This window comes from Streptomyces sp. NBC_00647, assembly GCF_045207245.1.
GTDB lineage: Bacteria > Actinomycetota > Actinomycetes > Streptomycetales > Streptomycetaceae > Streptomyces.
In genome coordinates, this window is the sequence record NZ_CP109040.1 from 87,195 (window position 1) to 107,493 (window position 20,299).

The 20,299-nt window shown below is 68.2% G+C and carries 19 protein-coding genes and 2 pseudogenes; 9 read left to right on the forward strand and 12 right to left on the reverse strand.

What is annotated here, in order from left to right; translation table 11 throughout:
• The first annotated feature begins 174 nt into the window (after positions 1 to 174).
• Together OG788_RS00360 and OG788_RS00365 are read left to right on the forward strand one after the other, a co-directional pair.
• The gene (locus OG788_RS00360; RefSeq protein ID WP_406368303.1) at positions 175 to 1,113 is read left to right on the forward strand and encodes a GntR family transcriptional regulator; all 939 of its coding nucleotides are present in this window, start codon (positions 175 to 177) and stop codon (positions 1,111 to 1,113) included.
• A gap of 108 nt (positions 1,114 to 1,221) precedes the next feature.
• Positions 1,222 to 1,404 carry a hypothetical protein gene (locus OG788_RS00365; RefSeq protein ID WP_406368305.1) on the forward strand — a complete coding sequence of 61 codons (183 nt, stop codon included), beginning with the start codon at positions 1,222 to 1,224 and terminating at the stop codon, positions 1,402 to 1,404.
• Between the two features lie 3 nt (positions 1,405 to 1,407).
• Here the strand turns inward: OG788_RS00365 and OG788_RS00370 are convergent, their stop codons facing one another.
• Both OG788_RS00370 and OG788_RS00375 read right to left on the reverse strand, forming a co-directional pair.
• A complete protein-coding gene (locus OG788_RS00370; protein WP_406368307.1) occupies positions 1,408 to 2,043 on the reverse strand; it encodes a DUF1524 domain-containing protein in 636 nt (211 codons plus the stop codon).
• A gap of 238 nt (positions 2,044 to 2,281) precedes the next feature.
• On the reverse strand, positions 2,282 to 2,752 hold the full coding sequence (locus OG788_RS00375; RefSeq protein ID WP_406368309.1) for a lamin tail domain-containing protein: 471 nt from the start codon (positions 2,750 to 2,752) through the stop codon (positions 2,282 to 2,284).
• Between the two features lie 544 nt (positions 2,753 to 3,296).
• Here OG788_RS00375 and OG788_RS00380 point away from each other — a divergent pair.
• A complete protein-coding gene (locus OG788_RS00380) occupies positions 3,297 to 3,656 on the forward strand; it encodes a hypothetical protein (RefSeq protein WP_406368311.1) in 360 nt (119 codons plus the stop codon).
• A 1,131-nt stretch (positions 3,657 to 4,787) separates the two neighbouring features.
• On the opposite strand, the gene OG788_RS00385 is transcribed toward OG788_RS00380, so the two are convergent.
• From OG788_RS00385 to OG788_RS00400, 4 genes are all read right to left on the reverse strand, one after another.
• Positions 4,788 to 5,597, reverse strand: coding sequence for a hypothetical protein (locus tag OG788_RS00385; RefSeq protein WP_406368313.1), 810 nt, complete (start codon positions 5,595 to 5,597; stop codon positions 4,788 to 4,790).
• A 47-nt stretch (positions 5,598 to 5,644) separates the two neighbouring features.
• On the reverse strand, positions 5,645 to 5,797 hold the full coding sequence (locus tag OG788_RS00390; protein WP_406368315.1) for a hypothetical protein: 153 nt from the start codon (positions 5,795 to 5,797) through the stop codon (positions 5,645 to 5,647).
• Positions 5,798 to 6,949: 1,152 nt separating this feature from the next.
• Positions 6,950 to 7,549 (reverse strand): class IV adenylate cyclase, encoded by a 600-nt coding sequence (cyaB, locus tag OG788_RS00395; RefSeq protein WP_406368317.1) that lies wholly within the window; start codon positions 7,547 to 7,549, stop codon positions 6,950 to 6,952.
• Between the two features lie 96 nt (positions 7,550 to 7,645).
• A complete protein-coding gene (locus OG788_RS00400; RefSeq protein ID WP_406368319.1) occupies positions 7,646 to 9,049 on the reverse strand; it encodes a hypothetical protein in 1,404 nt (467 codons plus the stop codon).
• Positions 9,050 to 10,237: 1,188 nt separating this feature from the next.
• On the opposite strand from OG788_RS00400, the gene OG788_RS00405 reads away from it, so the two are divergent.
• From OG788_RS00405 to OG788_RS00415, 3 genes and pseudogenes are all read left to right on the forward strand, one after another.
• Positions 10,238 to 10,465 carry a hypothetical protein gene (locus OG788_RS00405; protein ID WP_406368321.1) on the forward strand — a complete coding sequence of 76 codons (228 nt, stop codon included), beginning with the start codon at positions 10,238 to 10,240 and terminating at the stop codon, positions 10,463 to 10,465.
• A gap of 827 nt (positions 10,466 to 11,292) precedes the next feature.
• A pseudogene (locus OG788_RS00410) lies at positions 11,293 to 11,421 on the forward strand (hypothetical protein); the annotation flags it as partial.
• A gap of 109 nt (positions 11,422 to 11,530) precedes the next feature.
• Positions 11,531 to 12,019, forward strand: a complete 489-nt coding sequence (locus OG788_RS00415) for a helicase associated domain-containing protein (RefSeq protein WP_406368323.1) — start codon at positions 11,531 to 11,533, stop codon at positions 12,017 to 12,019.
• A 216-nt stretch (positions 12,020 to 12,235) separates the two neighbouring features.
• Here the strand turns inward: OG788_RS00415 and OG788_RS00420 are convergent, their stop codons facing one another.
• The 5 genes from OG788_RS00420 to OG788_RS00440 all read right to left on the reverse strand — a co-directional run bounded on the left by OG788_RS00420 (position 12,236) and on the right by OG788_RS00440 (position 16,238).
• Positions 12,236 to 12,445: a hypothetical protein gene (locus OG788_RS00420; RefSeq protein ID WP_406377027.1), complete on the reverse strand. Its 210-nt coding sequence runs from the start codon at positions 12,443 to 12,445 to the stop codon at positions 12,236 to 12,238.
• Between the two features lie 202 nt (positions 12,446 to 12,647).
• Positions 12,648 to 13,040: a hypothetical protein gene (locus OG788_RS00425; RefSeq protein WP_406368324.1), complete on the reverse strand. Its 393-nt coding sequence runs from the start codon at positions 13,038 to 13,040 to the stop codon at positions 12,648 to 12,650.
• 14 nt (positions 13,041 to 13,054) lie between these two features.
• Positions 13,055 to 14,008, reverse strand: a complete 954-nt coding sequence (locus tag OG788_RS00430) for an FHA domain-containing protein (RefSeq protein WP_406368326.1) — start codon at positions 14,006 to 14,008, stop codon at positions 13,055 to 13,057.
• A gap of 960 nt (positions 14,009 to 14,968) precedes the next feature.
• On the reverse strand, positions 14,969 to 15,151 hold the full coding sequence (locus OG788_RS00435; RefSeq protein WP_406368328.1) for a hypothetical protein: 183 nt from the start codon (positions 15,149 to 15,151) through the stop codon (positions 14,969 to 14,971).
• Positions 15,152 to 15,293: 142 nt separating this feature from the next.
• The gene (locus tag OG788_RS00440; RefSeq protein WP_406376639.1) at positions 15,294 to 16,238 is read right to left on the reverse strand and encodes a protein NO VEIN domain-containing protein; all 945 of its coding nucleotides are present in this window, start codon (positions 16,236 to 16,238) and stop codon (positions 15,294 to 15,296) included.
• A 325-nt stretch (positions 16,239 to 16,563) separates the two neighbouring features.
• Here OG788_RS00440 and OG788_RS00445 point away from each other — a divergent pair, with 325 nt between their 5' ends.
• From OG788_RS00445 to OG788_RS00455, 3 genes and pseudogenes are all read left to right on the forward strand, one after another.
• On the forward strand, positions 16,564 to 17,493 hold the full coding sequence (locus OG788_RS00445) for a hypothetical protein (RefSeq protein WP_406368330.1): 930 nt from the start codon (positions 16,564 to 16,566) through the stop codon (positions 17,491 to 17,493).
• A 246-nt stretch (positions 17,494 to 17,739) separates the two neighbouring features.
• Positions 17,740 to 18,663, forward strand: a complete 924-nt coding sequence (locus OG788_RS00450) for a hypothetical protein (protein ID WP_406368332.1) — start codon at positions 17,740 to 17,742, stop codon at positions 18,661 to 18,663.
• 69 nt (positions 18,664 to 18,732) lie between these two features.
• A pseudogene (locus OG788_RS00455) lies at positions 18,733 to 19,124 on the forward strand (transposase); the annotation flags it as partial.
• A 502-nt stretch (positions 19,125 to 19,626) separates the two neighbouring features.
• On the opposite strand, the gene OG788_RS00460 reads toward OG788_RS00455, so the two are convergent.
• Positions 19,627 to 20,253 (reverse strand): hypothetical protein, encoded by a 627-nt coding sequence (locus tag OG788_RS00460; RefSeq protein ID WP_406368334.1) that lies wholly within the window; start codon positions 20,251 to 20,253, stop codon positions 19,627 to 19,629.
• Positions 20,254 to 20,299: the final 46 nt, after the last annotated feature.

Genomic DNA, 20,299 nt, shown 5'->3' on the forward strand with positions numbered 1-20,299 from the left:
TCCCTCCGCTCCCTTCGAGGCCGACCGCCCGATGCGCGCGGCCGCTACCAGGCATTGACGCGCGGGAAGCATGCCAACGGCAGAGATGTCGAACAACGTCGGAAAAGTCGTCAGATGGGGTCCTAGACTGCTTTTCCGGGTCGGAATTTCCGACGGCCTTCGTGAGAAGGGCAGTTGACGCCTGTGCCCGCCTCCAGCAGCAGTCAGCCCCCCGAGGTCCTCACCGAACTGAACAGTCTGTGGCACCAGGCGCAGACCCGCCTGGCAGAGGCCGGCTCCCGCCTGACCCTCGCCCGGGCCAGTCGCGCGACCGGCGTTCCGCTGGCCACTCTCAGCGACTGGCTGCGCGGCAACCATCTCCCCCGGGAGACTGCGGACCTGCTGAAGGTGGTCACGCAGCTGTGCACGTGGGCAGCAAAAGCGCCGCCCTCCACACCCCACTGGAGGGGCCTGCTGGATGCCGCCGGCCGCGACACATCCCGCCCGGCACCCAGACCGACCCCGGCACACGGTTCGGCCATCGCCGCGCTCGGCGAGCTGCTCACGGCAGCATTCGCCGAGGACGAGGTGACCATCGACGCCGTCTGCCTCAGCGGCCAGGCCCTGTCCATCGCTATGGCCCGCCCGATCCATGCCGTCCACACCGGCCAGGTGAACCCCCAGACAGTGACGGTCCGAGTCCTGCTGCCCAGCCGCGACATCGACCTGGCCTTCCCCAGCCCCGTCTCCTGGGACGAGAGCGGAGACACCATCCAGCGGCGCTGGCTCGCCCAGCGCAACGCCTACGGACAAACCCTGCGCGCCGCACTCCTGTCACTGCGTGACACCCACGGCATCGAGGCCCACATCACCTTCCGGGCCCTGCCGTTCACCCCCATGGCCAAGCTCTACCTGGTCAACCACACCGAAGCCCTCTTCTCCTACTACACCCTCCACCGTCGCCCCCTCGACATCGACGGCCGCCAGATCGACATCTATGACGCCAACCCCATGCGACTGGTCCGGCTGTTCGGTACCGACAGCACCAGCGACGACACCGCCTTCGTCATCCAGTCCCAGCAATGGTTCGACTCCCTGTGGGAATCCGTCACGACCGACCTCACGACCGACTGACCACAACTGCCCCTGCACCACCTGCCTCATCGGGCTCCAGGCCTCCTCGAGGTCCCGCGCGAGAGAGACCGGACGTGCTGCTGGCCGGGACCCTCGCCAGGTGTGGCCGTGACCGGTGACGGCCACGGTGACCACTCGGCCAAGCAGCGCCGGCACGGCGTCAACGTCCAGGTCGTCACCGACCCCACCAGCAAGATGCTGTGGATCTCGCCCGTGCTGCCCGTGGCTCAGGCAAGGCTGAGCGCGCGGTCTGACCGCAGCCACTTTGCGGCCTCTTGCTGCGCTGCCTGAACCTCAGTCGGTGCAGGTGTCGATCATGGAGGACAGGGCGGACTTCTCGTCGTCGGTGGTGGTGAGCTTCCAGATCGACTTGATGTGCGTGTAGTCCTTGGCGTAGATGCACCAGAAGGCGTGGTTGGTGGGTTTCCAGTCCGCGGGGCCGCTGTCGGACTTGGAGGAGTTGGACGACTCCGAGGCGATCAGGAGCTGGGGGTCCTTGAGGTCGTTGCCGAAGGCCTTGCGCCGATCAGCGGTCCACGTGGCGGCGCCGGAGCGCCATGCTTCCGCGAGGGGGACCATGTGGTCGATGGTCGCATCGGCGACGACGGTGACGGTGGTGTCGTCGTAGGCGGAATACCAGGAACCGCTCGCGGGCCGGCAGCTGCCGGGCTGGTCCTGGACGTTCTTGCCGTCGCGGGCGAGGACGTCCTGGCGGGTGGTGCATCCGTCGGGCTGGGTGGACCAGATGTCGAACTTGTCGCGGGCGTAGCCGTCCATCGAGTGCGGAGCGGCGACGGTCAGGGCGGCGAGCTCGCTGCGCGCGGTCGTGGTCGACGGGGGTGCGGGCGGCTCGGCCAGGGCCGGCGCGGCACACACGCCGAGGATCAACAGCGAGGCTGTGGGCAGGCCGAACACCGTGCGGCGGAACATGAACTCTCCAAAGAATGTGGGGGGTTGGAGATGCGCGTTCCTGAGGAAACCGCACCGCCCGGCGGGCGCGCTACGCGCGTCGATCGGGCGTTTCAACCCCTCCACGGCGCCTTCACCGGGCGGTCACCACGCAACGACGGACAAGGAGGCGGGGCGGGCCGCAGTCACCGGCCCGCCCCCTTCTCTCGCGCCGCTGCCGGGTGGCTCACGCAACCCGCGGCGTACGGCTCAATTCCGCTTAGCGGCGGAAGTGGTGACGGCCCCAGGAGGCGTCGTCGACGAAGCGGTCGTGGTCGTTGCGCAGGGTGGCGGTGTCGGAACGGTTGTCCCAGACGTAGGCGCGGCGGTCCTGGAAGAGGTCGGTGCGGGTGTCGCGGCCGATGCCGGTGTGGACGCGGACGGTGGCGCGGCGGTCGAGGCGGTAGTGGTCGAAGGTGTAGGTGTGGCCGTCCTCGTCGGAGAGGGTCCAGCCGTCCAGGTTGACGCTGTGGCGGGTGGTGTTGGTGATCTCCACCCACTCCTGGTTCAGGGAGCGGTTGGAGCGGTCGTCGAATCCCGGGGAGTCGTACTGCACCCGGCTGATCTCCACACCGGACCGGTGCGGGCGCGGGTCGGCGGCGGACGCCGGCACCGCGATCGCCGCGGTGATGGCCGCGGTGGTCAGCGCGGCGGCGGTCAGACGACGGACTGCAGTCTTGGATACGGTCACAGGTTCCCCCTGCATCGTGCGGGCACAACCAACGCGCCAGATCCCTGGCCGGGTTGTGCGGTGTGCGGGTGGCGGCCGGGCCGGCCGCGCATTCACACCCTTCCCGCCAGTTCTCCGGAATGTGAACGAGACGCGTGTCGTGTTACCGATCATCCGGATCGCGGTGACGTTCGCCTGTATCGCCCATCTATGTTGCGAAGGCGCGAAGTTGACGCCCCACCACACGTCTCCTCGTTGCGGCAACTGGCTACTGGACCACACCCGCCAGGCCACGCCACCCCAACGGGCATCCGGCCGTCACCCGAAAGTGAGTAACAGCCCGCATCAGTGCACGCCAGCCCAGACCGCGCACGGATGCAAGAGGGACCCTGCCCCGCAGAAAGGCGGGACAGGGTCTTCGTGGAGCGCCGGGCAGGCCTTGCACCTGCATCTCCCCGCAGGAAGCGGGACGTCTTTCCTTGGACCACCAACGCATCACCAAACCAGCGCGACTTCCGCCGATCAGCTCAAGATCAATAACATCAGACAGGGCGCGTCGGCCTCAATGACCGCCTCCCAGGAAGACGGCGAGTGTGTTCCGGGCACAGCCATCTCCGGAAAGGCATGCTGCCCACCCGCTTCGCACCGCGCTGTTCTCTGTCGCGCCATCTCCAGCCGGGACGGCGCCCTCGGTCGTCCAGTCACCGTCGAAGAGCGTGGCGACCAGGCGGGCGTGAGCCTCGGGGAGCTGGCCGTCGCGGTGTTTGGTGCGGGTTTTGGCGAGCCAGGCGCCGAGGTGGACGGTGTCGCCGTCGACGACGATCTCTTCCCGGGAGGCGGGGGCGCGGCCTCCGCGGCGGAGGCAGAGTTCCAGGAGCTGGACGGTCTCCTCGAAACTGCGGCGTTGTGCGGCGGGCGGGGGTGATCGGGTTGGTGTCGGGGGTGAGGCCGAGCTCGATCATCATCTGCTGCCGGCCGGGTGGAGGGTGGGCCAGGTGGTGAGCCGGCGGTGCAGCCAGGAGCCGATCCTCACTCCGGTCAGGAGCGTGTCCGGGGTGAGGTGATCGCCACCGGTGTCGCGGCGGCCGTCACGTCAGACTCGCGCGCGCGAGAAAGCCGTGTCGGCCGCTTGGCTGGGTCATCCCGGGCCGGTTTTCCAATGCAGGTCGAGCACTTCGAGTGCATCGAGCTGTTCACGGCGGAGGCGGCAGGGCTGTAGTCGGCGTCTACGGAAGCCGGACTGCGTGCGACGTTGCCCGAAGCCCACAACGAAGCCCGGATGTCTCTCTGGTCCCTCGCGCCCCCAGAGGTTCGGTGTCCGGTTGACGCTGGCCGTGCAGCTCTCGCAGAATTCCAAGCAGAACACAGGGGGACACAGCTAGGAGGCGCGACAGGCTGGTTAGCCGATGCCCTGCTTGTCAGGCCGACGTACTGGCACAGCAGGCTCGGTCCAACGGCCGGTTGCGTCTCTGGAATTGATTTTGAAGGGGTGGCTCGCGATGACGTAGGCCGCCCATGCCGCCCCGTTCGCGAGACCTTGTTACGTCGGCAGGTTCTCGGTTGGACCACGAAGTTGGTGGTCGGACCGAGCCTGCCTGTGCGCCGGACCGACCGCCCGAAGCGGAAAGGGCATCAGTCCGGATGGACAGTGTCGGCTGGGCCGCAGTGGTAGTGGCCGCCATCGGCGGGGCCGCATGGATCCTGCGCACTCTCTTTGAAATGGTCCCTCCTCTGTGCCGTCTGCTGGTTGACGCCATCAGGGCCATCCGTGAGGTGCGGACAGAGTTGCGAGGCAGCGCTTCGACCGCGTCGGGGCAGGAGCTGCCCGGGCAGTCCGGTATCACTCCTGGGCGCAACGAGCCGCTGCCGTGAGTGCGATGGGCCTTCCCCCAAGGCGGGCCCATCGGACTCGAGCCCGCTGCCCTTCAGCCAAGATCGCCGCGTGCGTGGGACAGCCACTCGCATACCTGCGCCCAGCAGGAGAACGCCGGTTGCTCACCTTCCTCGGTCGCGGAGTGCCAGATGGCGAAAGCGCTCTCGTGCTGATCGCCGCGGCTCAGTCCTCGGGGTGCTGTCGTGCGCTGCGGACGATGTGGGACCAGGTGCCTGCGGTGCCGCCGTGTTCGTGGGCCAGTCGGCCGGCGAGTTGGGCTGCGGGAGTTTCGGGGTGTGCCTCGATCGCGGTGCGGGCCTGGTCCAGGCGGGGGTCGCCGTCGTAGGGGTAGCGGCGATCCGTCCCTCCGGTCGGGCGGCCGCCTCCACGTTCGCGGTGCTCGGCGTAGGTCCAGATGTCGCCGCGCCGGTACTTTCGCTTGACGAAGCCCTTGTCCGTCGTTGTCTCCTCGGCGGGTGCCGGCCAGTGCTTCGGCGGCCTCACCGGGTATTTCGTGATGCTGGTCGGTTCCATGCCCAGGACGCGGGCGGCCTCGGACAATGAGATCAGGTCGTCGGCGTTTCCGCTGAGGTCGACGTTCGAGCGCCACTGCTGATTGGTTTTGTAGCTCTCGTACCAGGTGTCCCAGGTCTTCGGGTTCCAGTACATGGTGTTGCCGATGGTCTTCTCCGGCTCGGGGTGCCGGTTGGATTTCCTGTCACGCCACAGCAGTTGGAGGGTGCTCAGGCCCAGGCCCGTACGGTCGTGCAGGTCCGCACGGCTTTCCAGCGCGGCGACGTCCGTGTGGCGCTCGTACCACTGGTGCCAGTCGGCGGCGTACCAGACCAGCGCGCGGTTGATCGTGCCTGCGGCCTCGGGGTGGCCGTTGGCCTCGCGCTCCCGGTACAGCCTCTCCAGGTGGGTGATGCTGAGCTCGTAGATGTCGGCGATTTCCTTGCGCGTCAGTACGGGGCGTTTGTCCAGCGTGGCCATAGCGGTGTCCTTTATGGTCTGTGGGTTCTGCGGCAGGGCCTCACGCGTCAGTTCGGCTTGCTCCTCGCGGCGGTCGTCCCGGTCGGCGGGCTGCGCAGGAGCACCACGCCGGTCGCGGTGAGCGCGTGCTCGGCGTCACGCTCTGCGTTGCTCGTGACGTTGCGGCCCTGGGTCTGCTGCGCCGTGTGCTCCCACCGCACCGTGCCGGCCTCGGGCGGCCTCGTGGCCGTTGCGATGCCGCTGTCCTGATCGTCGATGCCCGGTCCGGAGCACCGTGCCCTGCTCGTCGGCGAGCGGTGAACCAGATGCCGCCGACGCAAGGGAGCTGGGCCGCCCTGAACGCGGTGGGTCACAGCGGGGTCGGCTGCGGCCGGGGCGCCTGCGCGGAAGGTCACAAGGTCGTCGAAGGCGGGGGTGCGTCGAGGTCTGCGTCGTTTACCATCATGTGTAGATGCCTTCCTGGATATGGGCTTGTTGAAGGGCCTGGGGCCAGGGGGCATAGGGCGGCCGGCACTACTCCTATTGGGCCGGCCGTCCGCCTTCGTCTTCGGCGGGTTGCGCGGTGGCGAAGCCGAGACCCTTACCCTCTCGAATTCACTAATTCTGCCTTACTTTCTTCTGTGCGTCCAGCCGGTCGCCCGATCCGCGTCGGCAGACCGTACGCCGGTTGGCGACTTACCCCCTTGGGGGCCTGTCGGCGCCCTTCGACGGACTGGCAGCTGGAGGGTTCGCGGTCTGTCCAGGTGAAGTGGCCGTTCGATCACCGTGGTGATGAGCTGCATGTCGGTGTCGTTCGCAAAGCGGCGGTCACAGGTCCTGCGCAACGGAACCTGTCGGCGCGAAGCGCCGCACCGCCGCCGTAGGCGGTCGACGCCGCCCGACGAAGGAGGGCGGCCGGCCGGCGACGAAGGAGCCGGCCGACACAGTCACGCCGCCAGGCGTGGCTGTGTCGAGGGCTGTGGCCCGAAGGGCGTCCGCCGGCGTGGTCCGGGCCGAGTCGGTGCCGCAGTCCGGCGGCGGCATTGCCGTTTTCGGACCGGTTCGGCTCGGTCCGCGTCAGCGGACCCGGCCCCGCAGGGGCCAGATGGAGCTGTCACGCCGTCAGGCGTGTCCTTTCCAGCGCCGAAGGCGCAGGGGCAGCCGCGCCCCCGCGGGGCGCGTCCACGGTCCGGTGCCCGGAGGGGCTGGCCGGAGCGAAGCGGAGAGCCGGACCCGCAGGAAACGCACCGGACCAGCAGGCGGCCGCCCCGCCAGGGGCGTCCTTTTCCCGGGCCGGGCGCACCCTGTGGAGGGTGTGAGCCGCGCCGTCCCTGTGGCCGGGCGGCGCGGCATTCGGCGTAGAGGTGGTTCGATCACCTGTGTGCCGTGCGGGTCGCGGGCTGTTCGTGCTGGCTGAGCACGAGATCGCGGTAGGGCAGGGCGACTGTGGGGTGTCCGGTGATGCCGAGTTGGTTCTCGATGTGCGCGATGAGTTCGGCGGCGCCGTCGGCGGTGGGTCGGTTGACTTCGGTTTCGACGAAGGTACCGGCGCCGTGGACGGTGTCGATGCTGACGCTCACGCCGGGAGTCTGCGGGTGGCGGTAGGTGGTGCGGGTCTTTTCGACGCGGACGAGTTCACGCATGCCGATCGAGGTCAGCAGCCTCTCAGCCGTGCGTGCCTGGGTGCCCTCGCGCAGGATGACGTTCGTCTCGATTTTGGACACGACGTCGTCGGCTGCGTGGGTCGTCGGGGTGGAGGCTGGCTTGTATGTGATCTCCGCGAAGTCGCCGCGATGGCGCACGCGTAGGCACTCGATGGTTTGCAGGTAGTCGACGTCGGGGCGGCTGTAGTAGGTGTCGACCTCGGTGACGGGGGCGGATGCGACGTAGCCGAGTCGGGCGAGCAGGGGCGCAAGAGTGCTGCCGTCGTCGGGCAGTTCGCGCTTGCGCTCCACTTCGATGGTGTCGGTCATGGGGTCATCCTCCTGTGCTGTTTGCGGCGTACATGCGGGCCGGTGCCCCGGCGGGGGCGGGGCCCTCGGTCGTGGTCCGAGGGCCCCGGGGGCGGGTTACATCATCTGGGTGAGTGCGCAGTTCAGGCGGGCCATGGCCGCGCGGCTGCACAGCGGTCGCAGGGTCTCGATACCGGCCGTGAGTGCCTGGGTGTCGTGGGCGGGGATGTTGGTGAAGAGAACCAGCTGCTTGCCGTCGGCAAGGGGGTTGGGCAGGCGCTTTTGCAGGTAGCGGGTGTAGTAGGCCCGCTCGGGGGTGACGACGTCGCGGGGCGTGCGGGGCATCATCACGGTGTCCGTGTTCGCCTGCGCCGACGTGATCGCGAACTCGGTGAGGAGTTCGTTCAAGGTGAGGTAGACGTAGGTCTCGTGGCCTTCGCGCTCGATCCACTCTCGCCACACCGCCGCGCACCGCTCGTCGCCGCTCTCGGCAAGGGTGAGCAGTTCTGTGATGGCGGCGTCGGTGCACTCGTCGAAGATGTCGCCGTCCATGGCGTAGTGGTCTGCGTACGGCTCGCTGACGCTCTTCAGCAGCGCTCGCTGTCGCGGGGAGATCCATTCGGCCTCGGTGAGGGTGAAGTGGACCCGCTTGTGACCGGCTGCCGCGTCGATCCAGTCGGCGGAGAGCTGGCCTTCGAGGCGGGGGAGGAATCCGAGGGCACCGGAGCGCCACGCGTGGTCGCGGAAGGTGATGTAGTGGCGCTGGATCTCGCGGAACAGGCCGATCGGTGCGGTGATGACGGCGCTGGTCCTGGGGTCGATGTCCTCCAGGGCGACGATGCGGGAGTTCTGACGGACGGTCGGGTCGTCGCCGCAGTGGTGGTAGGGATGGCGGCTGTTGTTCAGGTACGGCGAGGTGAACATGCGGATGAACTGGAGCCATCCGCGATGCGTGTAGGTGTGGGTGGCCGTTTCGTGCAGGGTCGCGGCGTCGGTGGTGCGGACGTCGCGGTAGGCGAAGTGACCGCCGGGCTTCAGGACGGTGGGCAGGGTCTGCATCATCGCGTGGATCGACCGGTACCCGCTGCCGTAGGAGTAGACCTCGTGCATGAGTGCGGACGCGGCGACGATGTCCACGGGGTGGTCGAGGATGGCGGCGAGGTCCTGCGCGAGACCGTTGGTGAGGGTGCAGGTTCCCAAGTCGGCGGCGTGGTAGCCGTCGATGGCGCGGGCGAGGGCCTGCGACAGGACGCCGGGGGCCTCGATGAGGGTGATGTCCAGCGTGCGGGGCCGGTCGGCGGTGCGGGTGAGGCTGGCGGTGAGGTGCTGGAGGGCGGCGCCGCCGCCGGGGCCGATCTCCACGAGATGCGGCGCGTCGGTGTTGGTTCGCGCGAGCGCGTCGAGGACCATCCGAATCTTCTCGCGGCCGTGCGAGTTCGCGGCCTCGTCGAGGTAGCCGGCGGCGGACTTCGCGGCGGTGGCGAACGCGTGGCCCGCTGCGGTTTCGGTCTGCACGGTCATTCTGTTCTCCGTGTGGCGTTGAAGGTTTGGGGTTCTGCCGTGCCGTCCAGGGCTCCTATCCCCTTCCGGTACCCATAATTATGCCTTATTCAAGGTGGGGTGTCCACCCCCAACAGCCCCTCAAAGCAGGCGACTTGGAGCACAAAACCGCAGCTCAACACCGGTCCCACCCTCAAACCCGACCGACGGCGGGCGGGCCTCCGCCACACCCCAACCGGTGGGCGGGGGCTCCCCTCGGTTGGCCGGGCAGCTCCGCCACACCACCGGGGCTGCGGGGGCCGCCGGGATCGCGCTCGCGCGACCGCGTAGCGGCTCGTCCTGGCGGCCCCCGCAGCCCCGGTGGTAGCCCGAAGGGTGCCCGGACAGCCGAGGGGAGCCCCGCCCACCCCCACACCCCAACCACCCACCGACCCGCACCCGGCACGCCCCCCCCCTTGGGCAGGCCCGGCGCCCGCCGGAGGCACCAGCTCACAGCCCAGCCCCTCACGGACAGCACGAGCAAAGGCCCTCAAGTCCCCTCCGCGCCCCTCCCTCTTGCCGCACCTCACAACTGAGCCAGACCCCCCAGACGACCAGCACACCGGCTACCCGCACGAGGACCTCACCACTGCTCCCCCAGCAGAGCCACACCGACCCGCACTCGGGCACCACAAGGGAAAAAGGGCCACCCCACCGAGTGAGCCGCTTGCCGCCGTCAGAGACGACGACTGACACTCCCTCACACTGCGTGGAAGCTCCACAACGGTGGCGGGCGCCGTCCCCGCGACGGACGAGAAAACGCATTGGCCGGCTACCCCCGAGGTGCGACGGTGCGGCTGTCTCCCATGCAGAGGGCTCTTGTTCGTTTTCGGCTGTGCGAGGTATGACGCCGAGCTGACCATTCCGCTGTCGCAAGGCTCTCTCCCGGTCCACGCCCATCAAAGCTACGGGAACGGGATCCAGATGCCGGTGCTCATGAAGCCGGGGACGTTCGCCGTGAACCCGCACCCCTGGGGACCGCCGTGGCGACCGTGGGAGGAGATCGACCCGGTAGAGGACGGAGGCCCGCGGCATCCACGCGCCGGCCTGCGCCCCGTCTGATGGCGCGCCCGAGGCGATTGTGACCACACCCGGAGATAACCGCGGTACCCGGCTCCCGAGAAGCGCGGCGGTGCCTGCTGCGGTCTCGACGGGAGCGACGGTCCCAACATGGCCTGCCAGACGTGCGGACTGGCCGTGGCGAGAAGGATCGACGACTGCTCGCTCCGGCAGGCGGTGTGGCTCGCTCCAGATGCCGTACGCCGCCTCCTCGTCGACGATGTCGACGCAGCACCGCTGTCATGGGACGAACTGTTGGTGGAGGGCAAGAGCACGCCCCCGTTCGAGCCGATCGCCAGATGGAGGTCAAGGCTCGGGTCGAGCCACTACGGGTCGTGAAATCCGCAATGGCAGGCAGCGGCCGGCCGAGCGCTCGCCCACCTGCCGGCGGCCTCCGAAAGGCGGCCGGTGAGGGTCCCGAACGGCCTGAACGGCCAGCCTGCGCCCAGTCCGCGGAGCGGACCGGTACCTGCGGAGCAGGTCCCCCCCGGTGCGGAGCACCGCACAGCCGGTGCGGAGCACCGCCCCGCCAAAGGCGGGCCCAGGGCGCAGCGCAGCGAAGCCCCCCGGTGCGGAGCACCGCACAGCCGGTGCGGAGCACCGCCCCGCCAAAGGCGGGCCCAGGGCGCAGCGCAGCGAAGCCCCCCGGTGCGGAGCACCGCACAGCCGGTGCGGAGCACCGCCCCGCCAAAGGCGGGCCCAGGGCGCAGCGCAGCGAAGCCCCCCGGTGCGGAGCACCGCACAGCCGGTGCGGAGCACCGCCCCGCCAAAGGCGGGCCCAGGGCGCAGCGCAGCGAAGCCCCCTCCAACCCCACCCCAATCACTCACCCATCACCAATCGTCGCGGAAAGGGGCAACAAAGGGGATGTCAGAGAACCGACCACGCCCACACGGGGAGGTGGCCTGCACGGATTCCGTGATGTGGGCGATCCTCGCGCAAGAGAAGTCGCAAGAGATCTCGCAGGAGATGCGGCAAGAGTTGGTGCAAGAGATGTTGTTGCGAGGCGTACCCGAGATGCGGTTCGAACGACAGTTCCGTCGGGTCGTGCATCCGCGTACGGCTTTGATCGACGCCCAGGACGGACTCGGTCATTCGCGTGGCGCCCGTCATCGGCTACCACCACCGCTGAGCGCAAGCGCAAAGGGCCCCGCTCGAAGCGCTGGGAATGGTGTGGTCGGCGTGGGAGAGCGCGTGGGCTGATGGCCTGGCTGTGGCGCAGGACTACGCGGCCGTACACGGGCACCTGCTCGCGCCCACGAACGCGGTGTGGGGCGGTGACGAGATGGCGATCGGGGTATGGCTGAAGAACCAACGTGCCGCAGCCCGCAAGACCCGTGAAAACGCCGAACGGCGTGCGTTCGCAGAAACCACAGTGTCGGCGGCAGGAGAGCCGTCTGGAAGCGTTGGACGCGATCGATCCGGCCTGGTGCCCGGCCTGGGGAATCGACTGGCAGCGCGGCTTCCACCTCACCCACACACACCTGCGAGCCGGCGCCACGCTCCCTGTACGGGCAGGCGAGGTACTCGTGCAGGGCGAAGACCTCGGGGCGTGGGTGGTGGCGCAGCGGATGGGCTGGGACAAGCTCACCCCGGCCCAGCAGTGGATGCTCGACAGCGTCCTTGGAATCGAACCCGCGGACAAGGGCGAACTGCCAGTGCGGCAGACGCAGGCGGACCGGTGGGCCACCCATCTCGCTGCGGCCCGTCAGTTCCACGCTCGCGAAGGCCACCTGCGCGTCCCGAGGAAGTACGTGGAGGAACTGGCTGGTGAGGACGGGGAAGGCGTAGAGCTGAAGCTCGGGGGCTGGCTCGACGACACGCGACGCAGGGCCGACAAGCTCACCCCAGAACGGCGAGCCGAGCTCGATGCGCTCGGGATGCGCTGGGCATGAACAACTCCCTGATCGGCATGGCACGTGATGGATAGGAACGCCTGTCACGTGTACTCATGACGACGCTCAGACGCTTCCCGCCGAATAGGAAGATTCGCCTGAGAGCCCGCCGGGGGTCGGCTGTGTCGCCGGAAGCGTGATCACGCGGCGTCTGCCCCGGGGCCGGTACCCCCGGGACACGTCACAGCGCGAACACCGGGACCCCGGGGGTACGGGTCACACTGCACACCCCCGTGCCCGCGAGGGCGCCGCGGGCGTCGGCACGAGGGCCGGCCCGATCAGCGGCATGACGGCCGCCCGCATCTCCGCCTCGCTCGCGGTCCCGTCCACGACCAGATCGGCCGCTGCCCGGGAGGGCGCGACATGGGCTGCGTGGCGGTCCCTGCCGGTCTGCAGATAGTTGCTCTCCTCCGCTTCGCCCGGCACCGCATGGGCGTGCTCTTCGCGATGCTCCCCGACGGCACCTTCTACCAACCACGCACCACCGGAACAGCCACCGCAGACCACTCAGCCTTGATGAAGGACAGAGAGGATCCCTGTGGTGAGCGGCTGAGGCCGGGTCTTGTCGGACCCGCGTGGCCCATGTCCAACATCCGGGGGCAAAGCCGTCTCCGTCAGCCTCCTCCCATCAGCCTGCGATCGCCCGCAAGATCGGCTGGCCGAGTGCGCCGAGCCAGCCCGCGAGCGCTCCGAGCGGCCCGATCAGCCCAGTGCTGGCCGCGGCCAGCGCACCCGCCGAGGACAGCAGCCGGGTGATCCGGCCGAGCCGGCCCGCCACTGCCTCCCGGTCCGGCTCCGGCCGGGCGACCTCCTCGTCCAACGAGTCCAGCTCGGCCCGCACCTCGGGCTCGATTGCTGGCGGCAGCGCCGTCCGCTCGATCGACGCCCTCAAGTCCCGGACCAGGCCGCGCACCTCCTGCCCGCCCGCCGTGAAGACGGCCGACTGGCCACCGTGAACGGTCTGGTTCCCGGCGACGTTGTTGACCACGCCGCCCTGCTGGTTGCCGATGTTGAAGGCCATGGCTCCCCATCTCCTCACCGCTGCCGCCAGGACGCCTGCCGCTCGGCATCCTCGAAGCGGCGGCGCCGGGACGTCGTCACGATGTGCAGAACGATCCCGATGACCATCAGAACCATCCCGATAGCCGCCATCGCGAACCCGACCGCCCCCACCGGCACCCCGGCCACCTTCGGACCGAGCAGCTCCGGGGAGGAGTCGAAGGTCGAACTCCCCGACGAAATACCGTCGTTGGTCCCGGCAACGAATCGAATGACCACCCAGCCGTAGATCCCGCCCCCGACCAGAAAGAGCAGGAAGCCGAACATGATCAGGTGTCGCGCCCTGGTACGGGTCGCGGCGATCTCCTTGAAAAAGCTCTCGCGCTGCGCCTGCTGAACGTAGTTGTACTGGTCCCCGGCGACGTTGCTCAGCCGGTCGGCCTGCTGCTCCCCGATGTCGAACCGCCGCTCGCCGCCGGGCGGCGTACGGCCGGCCTCGCGCGGTGCCGGGCGGCCCGGCGGGCCGGCGGGTGGCGGCCCCGCGGCGGGAGCGCCGTGAGGCCTGGGCCCGGACCCAGGGGCGGGGCCCCAGCCCGGCATGGTGTCCCAGGTACCGCCCGGGGTGCCGCCGGCTCCGGGCTTCGGGGTCTGAACGGTCCGGTCGGCGGGGCGCAGCTCTTCGTAATGCACCTCTAAGGGCCCAAAATCCAGCACGTCGCCCGAGTGCAGCACCTGCTGCCCGAACACCGGGTGACCGTTCAGCATGGTGCCGTTGGTGGAGGCGAGATCCTCGACAGTGGTCCGGCCCGAGGCCCGCCACACCACCGCGTGCCGTCGGCTGACGCTCGGATCGCCCACCTGGATCTGGCAGTCGGAGTCCCGCCCGACCAGCATCGGCTGATCGTCGAGGACGAAGACCCGGCCGCGCAGCCGGTCCGGGCGGTCGACCACGAGGTGCGGTAGGTCGCGCTCTCGCAGAGGCGGGTCCATGGCACGACCTCCTGCCTTGGCGAAGCATCCAGCGTCGGGCGAAACGATTCGGTCGCCTATTCCGGTGATCCTCTACCTTCCAGTAAAGGCCGATCAGCCCCGTCCTGCCACAGCATCCCGGACGGCCCGAACTCGGCAGTGCGTTCGACCGCCGTCCCCTCGATCCGCAGCCCTCCGATCCCGACAGGCTGGTCTCCGCGACTTTGGCCCGTGCCCATCCGGCCGCCCGCCTCTCCGCGATCCACGGCGCCTTGATCCAGGACGCGGCAGCACCGCGGTGATCGCGCCGAAGGCTAGGCCGCGGGTCAGGTCACGGTCTGTGCTGCCTGTCCGCTCGCCTCGGCCCGCTCGCCAGGCAGCCACGTCGGCGTCGGTGATCTGGTACAGCACCAGCGCCACACGCAGCATGAGGCGGGTACCGGGCCGCTTGGCCTCCGGCACGTCGGCCAGGGCCACCCCGGCCGGGTCCCCGCCCAATCGCTGGAAGCCGACGCTCTGCCACAGCGCGGCGATCTTCTTCTTCGCCTGGCGCCGGCATGCCTCGGTGAGCTGCCCGCGGTCCTCGGGGTATTCGCCCGTGTCCGGGTACACCGCCACCGCACAACAGCCGCCGGACAGGCGGCGGATCGCCTCGGCCGCCAGATCCTAGCCCGAAGCCCCTCCATGCCCTGCCGAGATGGACACGGTCGAGGATCAGCAGATCACCGACGCGATGAGTGACCGCCTTCTCGAGCGCGGCACTGTAGCCCGCGCGTCCGGACCGACCGAGGACGGCTGAGGCAATGACCTCGAGATCTCCAGGTGACAGCAGACCGAGATGGCCCGGCCGTATACGTACTGCAGGGCCGCACGTGCCTCACTCCGCAGCGGTCGAGTGCTGCGTCAAACTCCGCCCGGCACGGTTGCTGCCCCGAGGAAATCTCGCCGGAAAACACCTCCCGCATGCGCCTTGCCTGGGCGTCAACGGGCGCCGACGGTGACGATCGTGCCAACGATGGCAACGAGGGAGCCCACAGCGGTCAGAGCGACCAGGACGGGCTGGGTGAGCACGGGGCGGCGGTAGACGGCATACGCCAGGGCGACAACAACCATGCCGATGACCAAGATCAAGAGCAGGCCAACCAGTATGGCAAGCGTGGACACGGGGTCTTCCTCTCGGCGGGTGCCTGGTCGAAGCGGGGCTAAACAGGTGGCGACGGCAGGGCGGCGGATCCGCCGCCCTGTCCTGCTGTGAACCATGGACCGGATAGAGCCCGTGGTGGACATGCTGCTGGGACGCTGCGTGTCAGGACGGCTGTGAGGGGAGGCGGTACTCGTATTTGCGGGGGCGCAGGTCTTCTTCGGCGGGTTCCCAGTCCTGATGGTGGGTGACGGTGTCTCCCGTGGCGGTGTAGGGGTCGGTGCGGGTGTCGACCTTGATGTCGCTGACGACGTACAGGTCGACGGTGTTGTTTGGGTCGCGGGCATGGAGGACTTCGTTGATGGTCAGCTCCACGCTGGTCGCTGCGCCGGTGGTGCCTTTGACTTCGACGTGGCGTTCCTCGCTGCCGCGGGTGCAGCGCAAGTCGTAGGGCTTGCCGAGGCGTTCGACGTTCCAGCCGCGGCTTTCGTAGTAGGCGGCGGCGTGGTCTTCGGCGTGCTTTTCGATGGCGGTGCGCTTTTTCGGGTCGGAGATGTAGCCGGCGCCGCGGCGGCGGCGCTGGGGCTTCTTCTTGCCCTCGACTTGATCGGCGGTGAAGCCAGGGGATTTATCGAGGGGAACCGTCTCGGGTTGGGCGGGGTCGATGGGGATGCCGGCCTGCTGCAGGAGCGGCAGCGCGGGCATCGGGACGAGTTTGCCCATGCCGCGATCGGTGCCGGAGCGGCGGATGGCGTCACTCCCAGCTTCGGTGAGAGGACCTCCCGGGCCGAGGGGGACATCGTGCAGGACGGCCAAGGGCTCAATACCGAAGCGGCAGGGGTACTTGATGCGCTGCTCGACCTCTTCATCAGGCCAATGCCAAGCCGTACCGGAGTAGAAGCCACCGCGGACTTCGAACAGGTAGAGGGTGGCAGTCTCCTCAAGCCAGTTCTTGAGCTGGACGCGTGGAGAGGCCCCCGTGGCCAGGACAGCGAAACGCGGGATGGCGCCGTCGTACTCGGGCTTCTTCTCCGGAAATCCCCAGGAGCAGGTCTCGATGCCGTGCTCGAGGTTCCGCTGAGCCTCGACGCTCTGGCCCACGTGAACCATCAGGAACAGACTGGAAGTTGTCACACAGCACATCGTAAGGCATCCACTATGCAGTGGTCGATACAGATGGGAAGGTGCTGCCGGCGCCAGCCGCCACGGCCGGCCCGACCGAACTACCGCGCCAAGCAGCCTCACTGACAGGGCAGTTCGCACGGTCACAGGGCCGGGCGTAAGCCGCGCCATCTGCCACCGACCAGACAGGCGTTGCCGAGCTTGGTCGCGAGCGTGTAGCTGACCATCCGGCCTCGGTGCCCAGGGCGAACCGACGCTGCCGCCCCATCCGCCCGAACTGACGGCTCGTCCGGCTACGCTACGCTCGTTCGGCATGACGACCGAGGTGTATGTCGCGCAGTTCCTCCTCTGCGCACTCGATGCGTCCGGGGGCCGTCTCAACGAGTTGCTGGCCCCTGAGGCGATCATGGAGTCCGCTCAGCTCGACACAGCGGAGAAGGACGCCGTCATCTCGTCGCTCATCGCCCAGCAATACGTCAGCAGCGAGGGCGAGCGAGCCGATGGTTCCGTACACCTGATCAGGCTGACGGCCAACGGCTTGGAGCAGGCACGGCACTTGCGCCGAATCTCTCAGTCAAGGGCCGAACGCGATATCTACCTCCACAACGTGCTGGTGCGTTGGGCGTACACGCACACCCCTCCTGCGGGTTCGGTAAGTCTCCAGGAGTTCGCCGGCAACGAACGCTGGTGGTTCGCCGGAACCCAAGTCACCTGGGACGAGGTAGAGGCCGCTGTCGGTTTCCTTGAAGCCGAGACACTTCTCGTGGCGGAACGCACCGTCGGCCGCATCGGAGTCCGGCCAACTCCCCTGGGCATCAGGTTTGCCCACTCCAACATGACCTTGAGGACCTTCATGACCACCCAGCAGCCGCACTCTCCCGGTGTCACGAACAACTTCAGCGACAGCATCGTCGTCCACGGGGCGGTATCCGGCAGCGCCCTCGCCACGGGCGGCAACAACACCCAGACGGTCACGCACGGGGTGGATGCGAATGCGTTGGCGTCCCTGATCACTCAACTGCGCCAGGTGGCACCCACGTTGCAGCTCCCCGAGGACGACGTCCAGGACCTCTCCGAGGAGATCGACACTCTTGAGCGCGAGGGGGACGACCTCGGCCGGGGCCAGAGAATCTGGCGCAGGATCGCGCGCATCATGACCCCCGCCATCACATCCACCGCCGCGGCAGGCTCCGAACAAGCCGTTCAGGCCGCTATCGCGGCCGGTTCGCAGTTGTTCAGCTGACCTGCGGATCAGCCGAGGGGATCCCGCCCCCTGCCATCTCTCCGCTTCCACTCGCTCATCGCATCGCCTGCCGTGTGTGGCGGTTACACCGCTCGCTGCCCGGGCCGGACAGACATTCCCGCTGGATCCTGAGGGGACAGCAGGTGGTTGGATCCCGGGTCGGCTCTGGCGCGTACGGCAGCCACGGGTTCCAACTCGGCTGTTTCGCAGCCTGGATGGCCGCTTAGCGGTCTACGATCCTTCGGCATGACACTCCTGCGTTTGGTCGCGCAGTTCGTTCAGGCGGCGTTCGAAACGCAGTCGCCCTACACCCGGGTCCTGAATGTGAAAGAGGCCCTTCGTACCGCTCAGATTGACAAGGCGTACAAAGCTGAAATTCTCGGGATGCTGCAGGAACACGGCATCGTGCAGAACGAACAGCGCCTCGTCTGGGAGCAGTGGGTGTGGACAGATACGGGGTTGCTGCACGCACAGCAGTTGCAGCAAGACTCGCAGGACAGAGCCAAGCGAGACATGCACCTCCACAATGCGCTGGTGCGCTGGGTATACGAGAGCTTCCCTCGCCCCGCAGGATCAGTAGACGCTTGGGAGTTCGTCGGCACAGAGGGCGGGTGGTATTTGGGAACCGAGCTCTCCTGGGATGAAGTAGTTGCTGCCCTTCTCTACCTCGAAGCTGAGGCCCTTCTCATCATTGAACGTCTCCCAAACGGCAGCGCCCTCGTCCGGCCGACCAACATGGGCATCAACTTCGCTACCGGACGCGAAGACTTAAAGACCTTCATGGCCAAACAGCAGCCGCGGAGCACCGCATCCGTCACGAACAACCACAACAGCATCACCGTCCACGGAAACACACACAAAAGCAACCTCGCGAGCGGAAGCGGCAACTCCCAGGCCATCACGGTCAACGTGAATGCAGAAGCGTTGACATCACTCGTGAGTCAACTCCGCCAGACCACGCATGCCCTGGATCTACCCACAGACGACGCCCAAGACCTCGCCGACGGCATCAACGCTCTGGAGCGCGAAGGCAGCGATCCCAATAGGGGCCGCCGCATCTGGCGCTCCATCAAGCGCATCCTGATCCTCGCCATCACATCCGCCGCCACGGCAGGCTCCGAACAGGCTGTCCAAGCGGCCATCACGGCCGGTTCAGAACTGTTCGACTAGCTGATCGTTTCAGAATGAAGTGGGTTGTGAGGCTTGGCAGTTGGGTGTCGTGTCGGCAGGATTTGTTGGGTGCCTGCTGATCTTGCGCCTGACGACCTGTGGGAACGTGTGGCCCCGCTGTTGCCGCCTCGTGCGCCCAGACGGCATCGGTATCCCGGGCGGTTGCCTGCGGATGACCGGGCTGCGCTGCGTGGCATCGTCTACGTGCTGTGCAAGGGCGTGAGTTGGCGGAACGTTCCCGCGGAGCAGGTCGGCTGCAGCGGCGTGACGGCCTGGCGGCGTCTGCGGGACTGGACCGAAGCGGGCGTCTGGCCGCAGCTGCACGACGTGCTGCTGGTCGAGCTGCGGGCCGCGGGCCTGCTGGACATGGACGACGCGGCGATCGACGGCTCGCACGTCCGGGCGCTGAAAGGGGGGCTCGCACCGGACCTTCGCCGGTCGACGGGGCCCGGCCCCGGTCAGCAGGCGGGAGAGGTACCGCAGGGTCGAGCTGGACAGATCGATCCCTGATGGGTAGACAAGCATGTGAAGCTCCGGGCAGACAGGTTGCCCTTGGTCGACAACCCATCTACCAGGAGCTTCGCCCTTCCCCCGACATCACCCGGCGCCAACTGCCCGCTGACACTGTCGAGTTGGAAACGGCTGACTGCGGTTCTCGTCCGGCAAGAGCATGGCCCGTCTGGGGCGCTAGAACCAGGAGGTGAGCTCACACCTGTGGCTGCCGAAGTCATGGTGACCTGGCAATCGGACGACGTGGGTGTCGCTGGCCAGGTTCTGTTCCGCGGCAGTTGGGAAGCGCTGCTGGATCGTGTCGGAGTGGCTCATCCGAGAGCAAAGCTGTTTCGGCGTGCTGCCGTTGTCGACTTCCTCATGTCCTGGCGCTTCGGCTTGGAGCAGGTGGCCATAAGAGGTCGAGGGTCAGACTGTTCCGGCCCGCCCACATTCGGCCTCGTGCGGCCTTCCTCAGTTCTCGAGGAGGGCTTGCTCCTCAGCGGTGAGCCGGCCAAAGCAGGCTTCCTCCGTGGCCATGACCGTCGTGAGGTCGAGCACGGGTGCTGCGGCGTGCCGGGCGTGAAGGAACCAGCCCTTCTTCTTGTACGAAGCCATGTAGTAGGTGCCGTTGCCTTCGAGAGGCTCCTCCTGCGGTGGCCTGATCTCTTTCCAACCCCGAGCGGTGAGACCGGACAGCATGATCTTCAGGCGCCGCCGCGTGTCAGCCGGATTGGCGGCGCTTGGGGAGCGGTGTCGATTCCCGGTGGACGACCAGGAGACCACGCAGGGGGTCAGTCGGGTGTCGAGAGCGGCGGCCTTGCGTCCCTTCTCGGTGTCGGTGAGGGCGCGTGGCTCCCGGGGCGCGCCGAGCCCCGCCTCCACTTTGCCGCCTGCCAGTCCGGCTGCCGCGACAGCCGCCTGCAGGTCCCTCCGAACGGCCTTCTGGTCGAAGGGCACCGATGCCGAAGAAGAGGAAAGGGCAGGGGCCGTGGTCGCGGCCGGGTCGGCGGGGCCGACGCCCGTGCCGCATCCGGTGGCGAGAATTGCTCCCACGGCGACGGCGGTCGTCCGTGCGACATTGATCGTGTTGGTGCGCATGTGCTCTTTCTCGGCGCCCCGACTGCTGGGCATGATTCGGTCCGGT

Coding starts and splice junctions, on each gene's coding strand:
- OG788_RS00370 (WP_406368307.1), bottom strand. CDS start 2,043: ATGTTCCGCCGCACGGTGTTCGGCCTGCCCACAGCCTCGCTGTTGATC.
- OG788_RS00380 (WP_406368311.1), top strand. CDS start 3,297: ATGACCGCCTCCCAGGAAGACGGCGAGTGTGTTCCGGGCACAGCCATC.
- OG788_RS00385 (WP_406368313.1), bottom strand. CDS start 5,597: ATGGCCACGCTGGACAAACGCCCCGTACTGACGCGCAAGGAAATCGCC.
- cyaB (WP_406368317.1), bottom strand. CDS start 7,549: ATGACCGACACCATCGAAGTGGAGCGCAAGCGCGAACTGCCCGACGAC.
- OG788_RS00400 (WP_406368319.1), bottom strand. CDS start 9,049: ATGACCGTGCAGACCGAAACCGCAGCGGGCCACGCGTTCGCCACCGCC.
- OG788_RS00405 (WP_406368321.1), top strand. CDS start 10,238: ATGGCCTGCCAGACGTGCGGACTGGCCGTGGCGAGAAGGATCGACGAC.
- OG788_RS00425 (WP_406368324.1), bottom strand. CDS start 13,040: ATGGCCTTCAACATCGGCAACCAGCAGGGCGGCGTGGTCAACAACGTC.
- OG788_RS00430 (WP_406368326.1), bottom strand. CDS start 14,008: ATGGACCCGCCTCTGCGAGAGCGCGACCTACCGCACCTCGTGGTCGAC.
- OG788_RS00440 (WP_406376639.1), bottom strand. CDS start 16,238: ATGGTTCACGTGGGCCAGAGCGTCGAGGCTCAGCGGAACCTCGAGCAC.
- OG788_RS00445 (WP_406368330.1), top strand. CDS start 16,564: ATGACGACCGAGGTGTATGTCGCGCAGTTCCTCCTCTGCGCACTCGAT.
- OG788_RS00450 (WP_406368332.1), top strand. CDS start 17,740: ATGACACTCCTGCGTTTGGTCGCGCAGTTCGTTCAGGCGGCGTTCGAA.
- OG788_RS00460 (WP_406368334.1), bottom strand. CDS start 20,253: ATGCGCACCAACACGATCAATGTCGCACGGACGACCGCCGTCGCCGTG.